Origin of the sequence: Prosthecobacter vanneervenii, assembly GCF_014203095.1 — a bacterium.
Taxonomy (GTDB): domain Bacteria; phylum Verrucomicrobiota; class Verrucomicrobiia; order Verrucomicrobiales; family Verrucomicrobiaceae; genus Prosthecobacter; species Prosthecobacter vanneervenii.
The window spans coordinates 247,127-266,222 of the sequence record NZ_JACHIG010000009.1 but is presented as its reverse complement, the minus strand read 5'-3'; the positions used below and the strand labels follow the sequence as shown (position 1 = coordinate 266,222).

The 19,096-nt window shown below is 57.9% G+C and carries 1 protein-coding gene (only partly in view); it reads left to right on the top strand.

Annotated elements, in window-relative coordinates; all coding sequences use genetic code 11:
* Positions 1-19,096, top strand: partial view of an autotransporter-associated beta strand repeat-containing protein gene (locus HNQ65_RS19760; RefSeq protein ID WP_184342208.1) — the 3' portion only. It extends 11,483 nt beyond the left edge of the window; the window shows 19,096 of its 30,579 coding nt (coding positions 11,484-30,579); its start codon lies off the left edge, out of view; it ends in the stop codon at positions 19,094-19,096.

The window sequence follows — 19,096 nt, the reverse complement described above, 5'->3', positions numbered from 1 at the left end:
TGGTATCACCAAACTGAATGGCACCCTCACTGCGCCAGGAACAAGCACGGTGCTGAACACTCTTTTCCCGAACCAGACCATCACGGTGAACAATGGTGCCACCCTGGATCTGAATGGCACCACACAGTGGGCCAATCTGGCATCCACCTCGCTGACACTGCCTGGAAATCAGGGCGGAGTGGTCACCTCGAGCATTGCTAATGCGAACTTCATCACCAACATGGGCAGTTTTGCCGGGACCATCAGTGGCACAGGCTTAAACCTTACCAAAATTGGTACCAACACCACTACTTGGGAGCAGGCGCAGACTTACACGGGGACCACCAGCATCATTGGTGGCACAGTCACACTTCGCGACAATGCGACGCTGCTGAACACCAGCTCCATCACCATCAGCTTCGCCACGCTGAATCTCGACAACAGTGCGCAGCTTGCCATCGACATCGCCAATCGAATCAGTGACACGGCCGCCATAACCCTCAATGGTGCCACGATCGCCCTGAATGGTCGTGTTGACTCCAACTCCTCTGAAGTCTTGGGCGCGGTGACCGCTGCCTCGGGTGCAAGCGCCCTTCAATCTACTGTTCAGGCAACTGGCAACTATGGCATGGCGGACCTGATCCTCACCAGCCTCAGCCGCTCCACGGGGGCTACGGTCAATTTCATTTCCGGCAACAACAGCCTCAACAGCACACTTGGTACCGTAGGCACCAATCCGCGTATCTTGGTGAACAGTGGGATTTCAAATAACGCCACCGGTGCCATTGGTGCATGGGCCATCACGGACAGCAATGATTACGCAAGCTACAACATTACGCAGGGGGTCGGTGCGCTGGGCACTGCGGGATATCAGGGATACGCAGGCGGCTACCTTTCTGGTGGAACTCTCTTCGGCTTTGATACCAATCTCATCACCAACGTGTCGGCTGGCACGAATCAGGCTCTTGTTCTTCCTTCAGGCGGCGCATCCACTGGAATGCTGCGCCTTTACAGCGCGACAGGGGTGCAAAACGACATCCTCTTCACCGGAAACTCGGATGTGCTGAATCTCGTCTATGGCGGCCTTATGCGCGCTAATAATCAGGCCGGCTCGCAGATCGGCACACTCGGAGGCAATGCTGGTGTGATCACTGCTGGCACCGCAGGAACCTCTAATACGACTGAACTGGTCGTTTACAATGCCAATGCCACGACGGCCACTGGCACAGGCTCCGCCACTGGTTCAGTGGCCAATTCTACATCCTTGTCGTTGGCTTCTGCCGTGGCCATTTCTCCTGGAACAGTGACCCCTGGCATGCTTGTTTCCGGCACTGGCATCCAAGCAGGCAGCTTTGTCACGGCGGTCTCCGCTGATGGCAAAACGATCACCATGAACTATGGTGCCGCCTCCAGTCTGAGCGGCCAGACCTACACCTTTACTCCCGCGTTTGTCATCAACTCCGTGATCGCAGACGCAGGTGGCGGTGCCATCACCTCCTTTGTAAAGTCAGGGGCTGGCACGACAGTGCTGACGAATGCCAATACTTACAGCGGCGGAACTGTCATTGACCAAGGCACTGTGTTCCTCAGCAGCCCAGGCAGCGGCCTTAATGCGACAAATGTCGTCATTCCTTACTCCAGCGCCAATCCAAACATCATTCTCACGAACGCCACGCTGACAGAAAACCTGTTCACTGGCCAGATCGACGCACGTAACGGAGTCACCCTCAACGGCAGTTCCACGCTCAATCTCCAGTATGCCAACACGCTGACCAATCTCGTGTTCAACAACAATGGCGGCACAGGAACTCCAACAGTGAACATCACCGCAGGTTATGCACTGACACTGACCGGTAACGGAAGCACGCTGGTTAGTGTGGCTACAAACAATGCCGTTGTGACACCGCTGATCACCGGGGGCTTCCTGACACCAGGTTCTGCTACGAGCAATGTCTTCAACATTGGTGGCATTGTCACGCCTGATGCTGCTTCCGCTCTTTACACCGCTATCACTCCTGCGCTCAATATCGCCTCTGCCATCACAGACACCACTGGTGCAGCCGCATTTACTCTGACCAAGACCGGAAATGGTCTTCTTCAGTTGAGCGGCGGCAGCCTCTTTTCTGGCGGAGTAAACCTCAATGCCGGTGGACTCATGATCGGCGTTAGCAGCACGCCGACAACTCTGACTGGTAATGTGGCAAACCCCGTTTCCGCCGGACCTCTTGGAACTGGAACCTTGAACATCGCTTCGGGCACCTATCTGGCTTCCTCAGGCAACTTCACGGTCAACAACAACTGGCAGCTCAACAGTGGGGTGACCGACCTTAACTTCAGAGGCACCAACAACCTCACGCTGAATGGCACCACCACTCTCAACACGGGCGTCACCACCGTAAATGTTGAATCTCCTCAGATGATTGCCACCCTCGCCGGCGTCATTAGCGACAGCGGAGCAGGCGCGAGCATTAACAAGATGGGTCTGGGGACACTGGCGTTGACCAACAACAACAGCTTCACTGGCGGTGCTACTGTCACCGAAGGTACTCTGGTGCTCGGAGGATTTTCCGGTGCCAATGTTTCTCCGCTTGGCACGGTTGCTGGCGGCAGCAACCCTACTGTAAACGTCAATGGTGGTCTGCTGGCTCTGCAGAACAACGGAGCAGGAAATGGTGGTTTGATCACCTACACCGATCTGACGGTAAACATCAGCTCCAGTCTTACCTCCGCAGGCATCTTTGTCGGCAATAATGGCTCCAACAGCAGCAACACAATCGAGGTGCCTGTCATCAACCTCGCTGCCGGTCAGACGCTGAACGTAACTTCCGCCAACAACTACCAGCTGCGTTTGGACTACATCAATGATGGTGCCGCCGGGTCTGGTGCTCCGATTCTGAATCCTTCCGCGGGCACCACCCTCCTGGTGCTTCAGTGGAGTGGCGACAAGCCTACACAATATGCTGGATCTCAGGGCACCTTGATCTTCCCGGACATCGTTACCATGGGGCAGTCCAACACCATCACCCCGCAGGGTGGTACCTCAGGTCAGACTATCGCTTTGGACAATGCCACCCTCTATCCAGGTGGCTATTATCCGCTCGTGGTCAAGAGCAATACCATTTCCGCAGGTAACGCCTCTTCCTACGGATTCTCATCCGGTGGCTTGAATGGTTCCTTCACCAGCTTTGCCGCTGCACCTGCATCGGTCACTAGCACGGCAAACTCCGCTGTCGGCTTAAGCGGTTCAAACTTCGTGGTCACCCAGCCTAACGATGCCGCTCTTGGCAACCGGCCGGCCGCCAACTCTGCCTCATTTGCAGCAGGTCTGGCTTCATTGAATGGGTTCATCAATATTTCGACCGCCGGCAACTACACTTTCCGCACAGCAGTTGATGATGCTTCGGTTCTCTATGTTGATGGCACGGCCGTCGTTGGTGACCCGGTTGGCGGACACGCTCTTTCAGAAGCAACGGCTGGTGTGATCTTCCTCAGCGCCGGACTTCATTCGATTGTTTTCAAGCCCATGAACTCAAGCAGCGGTGGTGGCTACAAAGTTCTCTACTCTGGTGCGGACACTAGCAACAACTTCCAGGCGATCAGCAGCGGCAACCTCTACTACACAACTGCCGCTCCTGCTGCTGCCAACAATTACAACGGTGCTGCCATCATCACCAATGCCTACACGTTGGCCGCTGGCAGCTCGGCCACGATCGACACCTTTGGAACACAGTTTGGCGTTGTGGTCAGCAGCCTCAGTCTGGGGAACAGTTCTGCACTTAACATCGTCAACGGCTCCACCGGCAGCTACGGTTCGGGCTGGTATGGCGTCAGTGGCACTACGACTGTGGGTTCGGGTGTCGTTCTCAATCCTGGCAACAGCGCCAGCTCAGGTGCAGGCACGATCAACCTGATCGGAAACGTCTCCGATGGCGGCAATGGCCTCGTCAAGACCGGTTCTGGCATGCTTGTGCTGGGTGGAAACAACGTTTCCACCTTCACCGGCCAGCTGCAGGTTCAGAGCGGCTATGTCTTTGTGAACAGCGCCACCGCGCTGCCCGCAGGTGGCACCGTCATCAACAACTCCAGCAAAAATACGACTTCTGCACCTACCGGTGCCTCTGGTGGAGTGACACTCACTCTGACTGGTTCTGACACGGCTACATCTCTTGGTCTGAAAGTTGGGCAGGAAGTGTTTGGCAATGGCGTCTCCACGGGAACATATGTCGTGGCCGCAACTGGCACGAGTGTGACTCTCTCCCAGGCCCTGACTGCATCAGCTTCAGGCACCTACAACTTCTCCAGTTCCGGTTCGCTTGATCTCAATGGCATGACTGGCGTTGCAAGCAACATCACTATCAACGGCGCCGGCGTTACCGTGCCATCCGCATCACCCGCAGCCTTGCTCGCTGCGGGCTCCAGTGGCGCACTTTGGAACAGCAGTGCTCTGACCGCCAGCCTCACGGGCACTTTGACGCTTGGTTCCAGTTCCACCGTTGGCGGTTATGGAGACCTTATCTTGAACTCCATTGCCGTCTCCTCCGGGACGCCAACTTTCACCAAGCAGGGGACTGATACTCTTATCCTCAATGCCGCCAACTCCTCCAGCTTCAATACCACCGTTGCTCTCGGCACCCTTCAGCTTGGCAATGCCACCGCCTTGGGGGTGGCTGCAAACACTCTGACGATTACCTCTGGTGCCGTTCTTGATCTGAACGGACTCGCAATCGCTAATACCTATCCGCTGACAATCGGTGGTGCCGGTTATGGTGGCTCGGGCACCGTTACTGGAGCCAGCGCCACAGCGGTGACCGTCAGCTCGCTGGGAGCTCTCATCAACACTTCCTCCACCAGCGCCAGCTATGCGGGTGCCATCTCCCTGAGTGCAGCCACCAGCATTGGTTCAAACTTCATCAATTCCAGCAGCGGTGTTACCCAGGGCGGGGACATCACGCTCAGTGGGGTGATCAGCGGTGCCCAGACTCTCACAAAAGTCGGGCTTAACAACCTCACTCTGACCGGGGTGAACACCTTCTCTGCGTTTACTCTCGCCTATGGTGGTGTTACTGTGAGCGGCAGTGGTCGCTTGGGCAGCGCTGGAACGGTCACGATCAGCGGTGCTACTTACTCCAGCGGAGGAACATTCAGCAATACTCTCACACTCGACAACTCAGGTACAGTGGTCAACGGACGCCTGAGTGTGGGCAATACTGTGGCTCGTTCATTGACTCTCAACGGCGGTGCGCTGGTCATCAGCAGCGGCAGTTCGGCTGTGACTGAAAACCTCGGCACAGGTGTTATCACCTTCGGTTCGGGCTACAACATCGTCACGCTCAACAATACGACGACAAACAACATTACCATCACCTCCTCCGGAACGATGGCGCGCACGGCAGGAGCCACCGCTCTGATCCGTGGCACCAACCTCGGCAGCGCGGCAGCCACAACGACCAACACCAACTTCTTCCTCACAGGTACGGCGCCAACTCCCACAGGAACCTCGGGCGATACTTTTGCAGGTGCCAGCGGTGCAACCTCTGCAGGCATTCTGCCCTACCTCCTCGTGGACAACAGTGCCAGTGGCAGCGGAGTTAGCTTTGCCCTCTATAACGCCACAGGCGGTACTGCTAACGCCTTTGGCTTCCAGGGTCTGTCCGCCAGCAACTACTCCGCCACGCTGCCAGCAGCGGGCACCGGCAATGGCACCGGAGACTTGAACATCGGCAACTTTGCTTCCGGCCTGACGTTGACCAACACCGCGGCAGCCACCGGTGTATTCCAGTCCACGGGCATCAACTCTCTCACGATCAATAATGATGGCGTGGCTGGCGGCACCGCCGTCACCCTCAACGCTAATTCTGTGCTCTCCATCGACAGCGGTGGTATTCTCACCACAAAGAGCACGACCATTGCCGCCAACGGCACTGGCAACGCAGTTGGTTCGATCACAAACACGGCTACTCAGACACGTGAATTTGTGATCTGGACAGCGGGGGCCAGCACCACGCTGACCATGAACGCAGCTCTGGGCGGCACGGTAACTCCGTTCACGGGCGGTCTTACCAAGAGTGGAGACGGCACACTTGTTCTGGGGGCCTCGCAAAACTCTTATTCCGGTGCCACGATCATTGATGCCGGCACACTTCAGATCGCCTCCTCTGCTAACAGCAGCAACCCGATCCTTTACCTGTTCGCCACGGCACCAGCAGTCAGCGCCACAGCCGCCACACCTAATGCTGGTGCTCTGGTGGTCAACAGCGGTGCAACCTTTGACCTTAACGGTCACAACCTGACCACGGGTAACCTTTCCAGCGTAGGTGTGCTTCCTGGCACTGGTGGCACCATAACCAATCAGGCCAGCACTCTGAACACCCTCATCGTTCAGACATCAGCTACTTCTGACTGGGCGGGAAATATTGACGGCAACCTCAATTTCGTCAAAACACGTACTGCCCAGCTGAACATCCACAGCCTGAACACCTATGGTGGAACAACCACGGTTCAGGGAAATATTCTCGCCCTTGTCGATCAAGGCCAGTTGCAGTACACCACGGGCATCACCATCAATGATGCTGTTCTCAGGTGGGATGACAGCGGTATCCAGGCTCTGAGCAACCGCATCGGAAGCAGTGTCCCGATCTCAATGGACGGCGGTGCATTCTCCTTCTTCAGCCGCAGTGGTACCAACGACGCAATTAGTCTGGGCGATCTGTCTATCGCCGGTGGTGCTTCTCTGATCCAGATCAACGTTGGCAACTCGGGATTTGGCACGGCCTCCGTCACCTTCAATAGCATGACGCTGGCCGCCGGCTCCACCCTTGCCTTCCAGGCAGCGGCTGGCGTTCCGGGGAACAATCCTTTCATCTTCTTCAACAGCGCACCAGCCAATACCTCCGGCATCATGGGGGGGGCCTATGTGGGAATTGGCAGTGACACAGTCACGGTGTCCACCAATGCCGAGTTTGTGTACTACGATACTTCAGGCGGCACAGGGGTGAACCTGCTTGCGCCTTATATGCAGACGCTCGCTTTCTCTAATTCCAGCAGCGGCAGCAATCTGCGACTTGGCCTTACAACTAACAATTTCGTCAACAGCGGTGGCCAGACAATCAACTCGTTGACCATGAATGGCGCCTATGCCAGCGTGTTATTCCAGCAGGCCACAGATGTGCTGACTCTGAGTAGCGGTGGTATTCTGGCTGGCATCGACAACAACGGTCGAAATATCGGCGCGGCATTGAACGGCATTCTCAACCGCGGGGTAATCACGGCCGGTGCTGGTCAGACGCAGCTGTTCGTGCATAACGGAGCCAGCGTCCTGACCATCCAGTCAGCCATCGCAGACAACGGGGTCGCCGGAGGCCTTAACCTTGTGCTCGACTCGTATTCACAGACCGCCAACAATCCTACCATCACCCTTGCCAATGCGAACACCTATGCTGGTTCGACTTACGTCAATGGGGTGATCGTCAACTTGGCCAATACCTCAGGGGCTGGCAGTGCTGTCACCGGAGACCTCTTCATCACTGGTGGCAACAGTGCCGCCGGCGACTCCATCGCCCAGGCCAATGCCACGGTTTTCAACTTTGCAGCTTCGCAGGTGGCAAGTTCCTCTGATGTGACCATCCGCAACGGGGGCGCTTGGAATCTCAACGGCTTCAACAACACGGTTGCCAGCCTCACGTTTAACAACACAGGCGGCACTAGTGGTAACAATGGTCCTGCGGTAATTACTGGAACGGGCGTCCTCACGCTTACAGGTGGCATCACAGCCACAAATCTTACAGATGTGCGTTCGGTGCCGGTTATTCTCGGCTTCTTGAACCTCTCGTCGACAACTGCAGTCACTGTGGATCCAGTATCGGGCACGTCGGTGAACGGCAGCGGTCAGATCGGTCTCACCATCAATTCGAACATCGTCAGCGCCGGCACGATCAACTTCGGTACAACCACAGGCACTGCCGGCAACACGGGGGTTGTTGAGCTTGGAGGCGTCAGCTACTTCGCCAATGCAGTCAACGTGGCTGCGAATACCACGCTGGTTCTTGGCCCTGGAGCCAACTACGGCCAGACCTCAGTCGCTCTCGCTTCAGGCTCCTTCCTCGACATGCGTGGTTTCACCAATGTTCAGCTCCAGAAGATCACTGGCACTGGCACCATTAAAAACTTCAATGTCAGCACCGCCGGCACTCTGGTGGTAGGATCTGGCAACGCCTCCTTCACCTTCGATGGTGCTCTGTCCAGCGACTACACATCAGGGCTGCTCAACCTCACCAAGATTGGCACTGGCACAATGACGCTCGGCACTACCGACAACAGCGGCAATATCATTGGCACGCTCCAGGTCAATCAGGGCGTAGTTCAGCTCAACGATGCTACGGCCGCTGAAGGCTTTAACACCTATGCTGTTAATGTCGGTGGCACGCTCCTTCTTGATGACAGCACCAATGTTCTCAACAACCGTCTCGGCGGTGGCACTGCATTCAATGCAGCGCTGGCTTTCTCCGGTGCTACCCGCACACTCAGCATGCAGGGTGGAACCTTCCAAATTCTTGGCAACTCCGCCGCCGCAGTAACAGAAAACATCGGAAACCTGACTCCCAGCGCAGGCGGTAGCACCATCAACCTGAATGCAACTGGCACTCAGGGAATCAATCTGTCGATTGCCTTGGTGTCCGGCAGCGCCTTGGGCGGCCAGAACGGACTCGCAACGCTCCTGATCCAGGGGGCTTCCAGCTCTTCTGGTGCTGGAAAAGCCGTCGTTTCGATCCCGACAGCAACCTTTAACGTGCCGGGCACTCAGGGATCCGGTGCCAATGGTTCGACTACGATGGCAGTCCGGCCTGACATCATTGTGGATGCTTCCGCCACAGGCACTGGCACTGGTTTCGCTGTTCTTGATTCCGCCAGCAAGGTCATTCGTGCGCTCAATCAGACCACAGAACTCCTGGGAGCCTCCACCTCTGGGGCTATCACCGGCACAACCACCAACGTCGGATTGGGCGCAGCTACGACTGCTGTGGAGTATGCGCTCTTTGGCAACGTCACTCCGAACAGCCTTACGCTTCTCTCCGGCGGTACCACCGGATTCACCAACTTCTTTGGATCCACGGGGGGCTTCTACGGTGCCAACGGGCGCCTGACCACCACGCTGAATTCTGGCGGTTTGCTGGCGCTTGGCGGAGTTTACAGTTCAGCGGCCTCACTTTCCAGCGCAGGTGTCACCATGGATATTCACGTGACTGGAAGCAGCAGCCTCACGCTCTCCACGCCGATCATCAACACCACCTCAGGCATTGTTAAGGCTGATGGAGGCACCTTGATCTTCAACGCGCCGATGTACTACACCGGCACGGCGGGAAGCAACGGCACCGTGATCAACGGCGGAACTCTGCAGTTGGGGGCTGGCCTCGGTTCAAACGCTATCCTCGTCAACCCCACCGGCAGCGCGCCGACGGTTCTCGATCTTCGCCTCAATGCTGGCACCTTCGACATGAACGGTAACAATCAGGCTGTTGGCCAGCTTGTGAGCATCAATCCTCTGCCAAACATGGGCGGTACGGTCATCAACAGCGGCTCTTTGTCCACTTTGACCACTGTGGGTAGTGCAACCACCTTTGGCGGGCAGGTCAACGGTGCTATCAACTTTACCAAGGAGGGCAGCGGTACCCTCACCCTCACCGGAACCAATGCCTATACGGGTGATACTCTCTTGATGGCTGGTTTGACCCTGAAAGATTGTGGTCAGCTCACTGGCACCTCGTCGGTCACCGTAAACTACGCCACACTCACGCAGGACAACACTGGCCTGCAGGCCATGGCAAGCCGCATTCCAGGTGGAGCCACGCTGAATGGCGGTACTCTGACCTTTAACTCCCAGCAGGGCAATGATGCCTTCAGCATGGGCGCGGTCACGGTCAATCGCGGTGGCAATACCATCACCGTCAATCCGATCAACACCAGCGCCACCGGCACTGGCAACTCGGTGCTCACGATCGCCAGCATCAGCGCTCCTGCGAACTTCTCCACCCTCAACTTCAGCGTCGGTAGCGGCACTCTCGGAGCGCCCGCCTACGGTGTGACAGGCACCAGCCCTGGCAATGCAGGCTCCAACACTCAGATCATCATCACTTCCGCACCCACGCTCACCAACGGGATCATTGGCGTCTGGGCCATTGCAAACGGAAATGATTTCGCCAGCTACGTCGCTCCCGGCTCTGCCGCAGCGCTTGCTTCAGGGGTTTCTGGTGTCGGGGCGCTTGGTTTGACAGTCAATTCTGTCGTTGCCCAGCAGACCAACGGCAGCAGCGTGATCAATGTGCTCTCCACCGCGCCTTTCTATGTGGGTGAGATCGTCAACGGCGTCGGTGGGCTGACAAATCCGACGATTGTCGCCATCAACTCGGTTGCAAATACGATCACGCTCAGCTCCGCGTCCAACACCACGGGCTCGTTTACACTGACATCCAGTCCTTTCGGAAATTACTCCGCCAATGCGCTCGGTTCTGGTGTGGCCACGGATAATATCAATGTGGCTGCCACCGTGGGTGCAGTGACGACTCGCACGATCAATTCTCTCCGTATCAATGGCGCCTTCACCGCCGCCATGAACACCCTTGGTGATGTCCTTTCGGATTACACGGGCGGTCTGCTGGTCACCAATGCCGGTGCTGGCGTGTTTGCCGGGGGCCTGCTGACAGCTGGCTCTCCTCTGAACTCAACGGCTTCTCTGTATGTTTATGCCAATAACACCACCACCATCAACAGTTCTATTGTCAACAACGTCTCTGAAGTGGTGACTCTGGTGAAGTCTGGCGGCAGTGGTGTCACGCTCAACGTTCTGCCGACTGTCTGGACAACTTCCACCACCTCCAATTCCAATACGATTACGGTGAGTGGCTCTGCTACCAACCCGGGCACCGCCGGTCTTGCTGTGGGCCAGATTGTCAGTGCTGGCCTTGGTCAGACCTCCGGCGCTCTGATTATTGGCATCACTGATGCCACGCGCTACACCACGAGCTTGGTTGTTGGCACCGGATCTACCACGGCAGGCACCACTCAGTTCAGCCTGCCCACCGCGCAGGTGCTGAACCTCACCACCACCTCCGCCAGCAATACCATTACCGTTCCCGCCGGTTCTATCCTCTATCCGGGCATGACGGTTACTGGTGCCGGAGCCGTCCTGCTGAGCACTACTTCCGCCAACAGCACGGGCAGCAATGTGATCCCGATGACCAACACGACCGGCATTGTTGTGGGTCAGAGTGTCACAGGAACGAATGTTCCTGCGGGTTCTGTTGTCACTAGCATCACGGCTGGCACCAGCATCACGATCAATCAAAACACCACTACCGCGATCGCCAGTGGCACGGCTCTTGCCTTCTCCAACTCCGGCGCGGGCGGTGGCAGCATCGCGCTCAGCACAACATCCGCCAACACCGTCGGTTCCGCCGTCATCCCCATGACAAACACCACGGGGCTGGTGGTCGGTCAGACCGTCACAGGCACAAACATTCCTGCTGGCTCGGTCATCTCCTCCATCACTGCTGGCACCAGCATCACCATCAGTCAGCCTACTACCACGGCGGTCGCCAGTGGCACAGCACTGACATTTGCCAACCCAGGCGTCATTCCGGCAAACACCACTGTGCTGAGTTATAACTCCGGCACAGGAGTGGTGACGCTTTCCAATAACATCACCAACGGCACCAGCCTCCCTGTGGTCTTCTCCTCGGTGGGTGCTCAGACTGTCGCAGTCACCAATACCTCGGGAACCAATACTCTGACGCTCTCCACCCCTACAGGTTTGAATGTCGGCCAGCTCGTCACTGGAACAGGTGTGGCTGCCAATACTTACATTACCGGCCTTTCCGGTAATACAGTCACCCTTTCAGCTAATACCACCGCTGCTGTGACCAGCGCTGTCTTCGGTGCTGTCTCAAATGTGTCGCAGATCAGCAGCGTCACCAGTGGAAGCAATGTGGTCACTGTGCCTGCAAGCCTTGGGCTTGTCGTTGGCCAGCCTGTGCAGGGTGCAGGAATCCCGCAGGGAGCCACGGTGGCGTCTATTCTTGATGGCACGCACATCACCATTTCTGCGAATGCCACGTCTTCTGCCACCAGCAACGCCTACTACGGCCTGCAACCTCTGGGTGTCACAGTCGCAGGTGCCGCGATGACTGCCGGCAGTGCCACAGTCACTGTGCCTAGCACGGCCGGCCTGGCCGCAGGTCAGAGTGTTAATGGCATTGGTATTGCACCGGGAGCCATTATTTCCAGCGTCACTGATAGCACTCATTTTGTGCTCTCCAGCGCTGCTGGCAACACTGTGGTATCGGCGCCGCTCACCATTGGTGCTGCTCTTAACCCGGCTTCCGGAACCATTACTGGACTGCCAGCCACCACCACAGCCGGCTCTTCGACGATCACGGTCGCAAGCACCAGCGGCCTCTATGTCGGCATGCCTGTCACGGGTAATTCAAGAATTCCTGCTGGTTCATACATCACGGCAATCACTGGTGCCACGACGTTTACGATCACCACTGGCACTGGGGTGACTGCTGGAACAAACATCGCCACAAACATCGGTGCGCCGGCTGTGGGTGGTTACTCCAATCAATACACTGGTCAGACAGTTGTGGATCAGGGCACGCTCACACTCAGCGGTGCGCTTGGCAGCATCCAGGTGCCTGGCGATCTTGTCCTAAACGGCGCAAATGTCACTGAAGCCACCAATGCTGGTCAGATTGCCGCCACCAGCAACGTGACCATCAATGGCACTGGCACTTTGACGCTTGTGGGCAACAACACCCTCAACACCGTTACCTTCAACGGCAACGGTGGCACTGCAGCACCTGTGGTCACGGGGTCTGCTGGCAACGTCCTTGTTCTCAATGGAACAACCAACTGGATTACTTCCGTCAATGACAACCTTGGCTTCACTCCGACCATCTCGACTCTCACGCTGGAGCTGAATGGCCTGAATCGTACGGTCACCACCTCGGGTATCTCCTCAGACGATCTGCTCATCAGCAGCCCGATTCAGAACCAGATGGGAGGCTTGACTGCAGCAGGCCTGATCAAGGCTGGCAGCGGTTCTTTGATTCTGTCCAGCACCGCCAGCACCTTCAATGGTGGTCTTCAGCTCAATGCTGGCTCGCTCATCTTTGCGAACGCCAGCACTCAGAGCGGTGGTGTCGTGACAGCAGGCCCGATTGGCATTGGCACGCTTACCATTGGCGATGGCACGACCGTTCTGGCAGACGGCACCGCGCGCACCATTGCCAATGCGGTGACTCTTACGGGTAACTTCACCTTCGGCGGTCTCCTCGTGGGCAACAACCTGACTCTCGGCGGGGCTGTCAGCCTGGGTTCCTCCACTCGTAGCGTGGCTGTCACCAGCCCTGCTGTCACCTCAGTCCTCGGAGGCACCGTGGGTGGTGTCACAGGCACTGGTAGCGCTGGTCTTACCAAGACTGGTAACGGAGTTCTACAGCTTGGCAGTGCCGGCAACAGCTGGTCTGGTGCCACCACAGTCAACGGCGGCGTTCTGAGATTTGGCGCTGCTCAGCTGCTCAGCGGTTCCGCATTTGCGATCGCCGCTGGTGCAGTTCTCGACATCAACAACAACGCCTCTGTGATCGGATCTCTCAGTGGTGGCACGAGCACCACGGGTGGCTTGGTCACCAACAGCAGCACCACGACCAACACACTGTCCATCGGCGCAGATGGTACCAGCACAATCTTCGTGGGCGCCTTCACAGCTGCCAACCAGACCAGCCTTAACGTGACCAAGATCGGTACAGGCACGCTCAATCTCACGGGTGGCCTGAGCAATGGCACTGGGGTCCTCACCATCAACCAAGGCACGGTGACTCTCAGCGGGGCCGGAGCGGTTCTGTTTGGCTCGGCCACTGCTGATATTATCAACGGTGCAGGTACGTTGAACCTCGACAACAGCACCACGGCTTTGAACAACCGCCTGAGCACTGGTGGCGGCGGAGCCACTGTGGCTCGTGGCCTGACCATCAATGGCGGCACGTTCTCCATGAATGGCAACAACGCTGTGGCTGTCACCGAAACCCTGTCCGGCACTGTCACCTTCGGCAGTGGAAACGGCAAAATCATCCTTGTGGGAGCTGGTGGCTTGGGCACCACGCTCAGCATTGGCACTCTGGCCACTCAGGCTACTGGCGGTGGAATGCTCATCGTGGGTGACAATCTTTCCAGCGCTGCAGGTGCTGGCAATGCCACAATAGTCGTCACGGGTACCTTTAACACCCTCGCTGGTCAGGGAACCGGTGCCAACGGCACGACCACCATGGCCATCCGCTCTGATATCATTGCCGACAACAGCCTCACCGGCACCGGCACTGGATTCCTCGTCAAGGATTCCGTCACTGGCAACCTCCGTCCGATGACGACGAGCGAACTCGCCACAACGCTCAGCAGTGGTGCTACGGTCAACTTCGGTAACTTCTCAGCGACTCAGAACTACAGCAGCTCCACCGCTCTCAACAGCCTCACACTGAACTCGGCTTTTGGCATCAATGCCACCGGCGGTGGTCAGGCCATTCAGGGCACCACGGTTCAGCGCTACACCAGTGCTGCTGGTCTGGATGCCTTGACCATCACCACGGGTGGTATCTTTGCCACGACCACAAACACCCTGAATGTGGGCTCAATCGCGACCTCCTCGAACAATCAGTTCGAAATCCATGTCACCGGCACAGCCTCGCTCGACATCATGGGCTTCCTTCTGGGCACGACCGGAGGCCTGACCAAGAATGGCAGTGGCACTCTGAATCTCGACAGCACCGAGTACTATACCGGTACCACCACGTTGAACGCTGGCACTCTGCTGCTCAACAGCGGTGCTGCCAATACCCTCGCTGTCACACCCACGGCTACTGTGCCGGCACTCCAGTCGCTCGTCGTCAATGGCGGCACTTTCAACCTCAATGGTTTCAATCAGTACGTTGGCACCCTGAGCAACAATGACCCGATCAGCGGTACGGGTGGCACGATCACGAGCAGCACCGCAGCCAACTTCGTCGCCAGCAGTTCCTCCAACTCCACCTTCGGCGGAGTCATTGGTGGCTCACTGAGCTTCTTCAAGGAAGGCTCCGGCACCCTGACCCTGACCAGTGCCAATAACTACAGCGGCAGCACCACCGTCCTTGGTGGCGTGCTCACTCTAGTTGACAGCGGCACCCTCGCCAGCACCAGCTTCACCCTTGGCGGCGCCACGCTGAACATGACCAACAACGGTCTGGTCAACATCAACCAGCGCATTTCCAGCACGGCTCTCATCACTCTTAACAACGCCACTGTGGCCCTGACGGGTGCCAATAACACCAGCTCCAGCGTGATCCTCGGCGGTAGCGGCACCGGCGTGACAGCCGCAACGGGCGCCAATGCACTCAGCGTTACCGCTCCTGCTCAGGGCACTGGCAATACGGCGACCATGACCGTGACCAATCTGACCCGCACCACCGGTGCCACGCTCGCCTTCGTCGGTGTGCCTGGCTCAGGTGGACAGGGGCTGGGCTCCAGCGTGGTTGGCAGCGCGCAGATTCTTGTGACCAATCTCAATTCCACCGCGCCTTCCTTGGTGGGCTCCTACACAGGAACGGGCACCGGAGCCATTCTTGGTGGCTGGGCCACGGCAGGCAATTCCGCTGGCGCCCCTGACAACTGGGCTACGACTGCCCCAGCGCAGTCTCTGACTGCAAACATCATCCAGGGCAGCACTACTGTCACACTTACCTCCGGTAACACCTCTCAGATGGTGGTGGGTCAGGCACTCACGAATTCCAATTTCGCACCCGGCACCACCATCGCCTCCATCGTCAATGGCACCACCATCACGGTCAACATTGCCCCGCTGGCAACGGCCAGTGGTGCCACCGTCGGCTTTGGAAACTCCGGCGTTGTCGCGTTGAACTCCGCTGCCTACACCAATATCACCGCTTACGGTGCCCAGGGCGCTCTGACTTCCAACGGCAACTACAGCATTAACACTGTCAATGCCAATGGAACGGTGACTCTGGCTGGCGGAACTCAGACGGTCAACTCCCTGCAGATCAACCCAGCTGCTCCTGCTACCCTTGGCGGCAGCGTCGCTCCGACCTTGGACCTCGCCGCCGGAACTCTGGTAGTCACCTCTGGTGGTATTCTCCGCACGAGCCCGAACACAAACTCAGGACTTACGACGATCCAGAACGGCACCCTCACGGCAGGCAATGGCTCTGCGCCTGCGGAGCTGACATTCCAGCTCAATAGCAGCACCAACGCGATGTCCGTTTCTGCGGTGATCGCCAACAACACCACAAACGGCCCGGTGACGCTGATCAAGAGCGGGGCCCCCAACGTCGGCAGCACGCTGGTCCTGACTGGCAACAACACCTACACGGGTGGAACGTTCGTCGACAGCGGCCTGCTTCTTCTGAACACGGCCGGCGCCAACGGCACCACAACGGTTGCCGTCCCCGGTAATCTGACCATCAACAACGGTGCAACGGTGTCCTTTGGTGGCGCACAGAGTTCTGGCACGACCACGGCTTCGACCGCTCAGGTGGGCAGCCTGAGCACTGTCTCCGGTCTGTATGTCGGACAAGCTGTGACTGGAACCGGCCTGCCTGCGAATGAATTTATCACCGGCATTGCGGCCAGCGGCAGCACCCTGGCCACCGGCGGCACGACCACTGCCAACAGCAACACAGTTACCGTGGCATCCACAGCGGGACTCACCGTCGGTATGGCAATCAGCGGCACTGGCATTCCTGCCGGTGAATTTATCACTGCGATTACCAGTGCGACACAGTTCACAATCACGACTGGCACCGGCGTGACCGCCCAGACCAACCAGACCTACACGTCTTCGTCCAATCAAATCACGATCACAACGGGTTCGGGTGTCACTGCAGGCACCAACACCATGACATTTGGATCTGCTATCGCTGGTCAGATTGCCCAGACTTCCAACGTCACCATCAACGGAGGCGGCACCCTGACGACAAGTGGCACCAATACCCTCACCAGCCTGACGTTCAACAATTCAGCTGGTGGCACCGCAACTCCTACTGTGGCAACGAGCACGCTGCTCAACCTGAGCGCCGCTAATGCCATCACCGTCACCAATGACAACCTCGCTTCCACACCGACTATCAGTGGCACGGCCTTGGTGCTGACCAATGCAGCTCCGGTCATCACCGTGAACGGCGTCTCCCCGGATGGCCTCATCATCTCCGCTCCTCTCAATACCACCGGTGGTGGCACCATCACCAAGTCTGGCTCTGGCTCACTCGTGTTCAGCGGTTCCACAGCCAACACCCTCACAGGTGGGCTGAACATCAGCCAGGGCAGCGTCATCTTCGACAACTCCGCTGCTACAAACGCCTACGGCACTGGCACCATCACCATTGGCACCGGTACCTCCATTTTGGCAGGCACTGCGACCCGCACCATCAGCAATGCCACCAGCGTGAGTGGAGATTTCACCTTCGGCGGCACCGTCGCGGCAAACAACCTCACGCTTAGCGGCACCATGACGCTGGCTGCCGGTGCACATAATATCAACGTCACCAGCCCGCAGGTCACGGCCACCATCAGCGGCAAGGTCACTGGAGGCACCAACCTCACCAAGTCCGGTGCTGGCGTTCTCGTGATGAGCAATGCAACCAACAACTACGGTGGCAGCACCACTGTTGCTGGTGGTGTGTTGCAGGTGGGCGCTGCGGGTGCCGTTCCCACCGCTTCAGCACTTGCGGTTTATCAGGGGGCTGCTTTTGATATCAAAGGCTTCGCCACGGGAGTTGGCTCCCTCTCGGGTGATACCGTTTCCACGGGCGGCCTGATCACCAACAGCGGTGCCGCTGCTACGCTGACCACTGGCAACGACAACACCAGCACCACCTTTGCGGGGGTGATCACCAACAGCACCAATGCATTGAATCTCGTCAAAGTGGGCACCGGGACTCAGACCCTCTCTGGCGCCAATACCTACACTGGAACGACAACAGTCACAGCTGGCACACTGCAGTTCGCCAAGGAGGCCTCACTCTATAACAACCAGTCCGCCAGCTGGACTCCTGCCAACGTCACTGTCAACAGCGGTGCCACTGTCGCCTTCAACGTGGGTGGCGCGGGAGAGTTCACCACGGCAGACACCACGACGCTCCTGAACAACCTGACTGCTGTCTCCAGTAATGGACTCAAGGCAGGCTCGGCTGTCGGCTTTGACACCACCAATGCTGCTGGCGGCACCTTCACAGTCACCGCGGTTGTGCAGGACAGCGCTGGCACTGGCGGTGGTGCGGTGGGAGTTACCAAGCTCGGCACCAACACCTTGGTCTTCAACAACACTGAAACCTACACTGGCCCGACCAACGTCACCGCTGGCACGCTGCAGGTCGGAGATGGCACCAGCGGTTCTCTCAGCGGAGCTGGCACTGTTACTGTCAGCAACGCGGCGGTGCTCTCCGGTTCTGGCAGCATCAGTGGCAGCACGATCATCAACAGCGGTGCCACCCTCGCTCCTGGCGTTGGCAGCACTGGCACCAGCAACACCACCATGACTTTCACCGCTGCTGGCAATGCCGTGCAGGTCCTCAATGGCGGTCACATCAGCCTGAGCATTACGAGCAGCGCACAGGCCGATGTCGGCTTTGATCCAGGGGCCGGTTCTGCTCTGACCTATCTGAATGGCCTGACCTCCAATGGCACCGACTTCAGCAATACCAGCTATACAACCAACTGGCAGAACGCTGGCGGCGGCTATGACAGCATCAAGCTCACCAGTGGCAGCTTCCAGCTCGGCACGGGTGCTGGCACCGTCACTCTGGTGGACAACAGCGGCTCCTACACCTTCGGCGAGATCTTCAAGCTCCTCGACTGGTCCACCCTGGGCTCCACCACCCTTTCCAATGGCGGCGGCTTCACCACCTCCACGGATCTGGACCTCAGCGGTATCACCCTTACTGGCGGTCTTACTTGGGATACTTCGGCCTTCCAGAACTTCGGTGTCATCGTCGTCGTTCCTGAGCCTTCCCGCATGATCCTGCTGCTGATCGGCCTGCTGGGCCTCTGCTACCGCCGCCGCCGCCGCAGCGGCATCTGA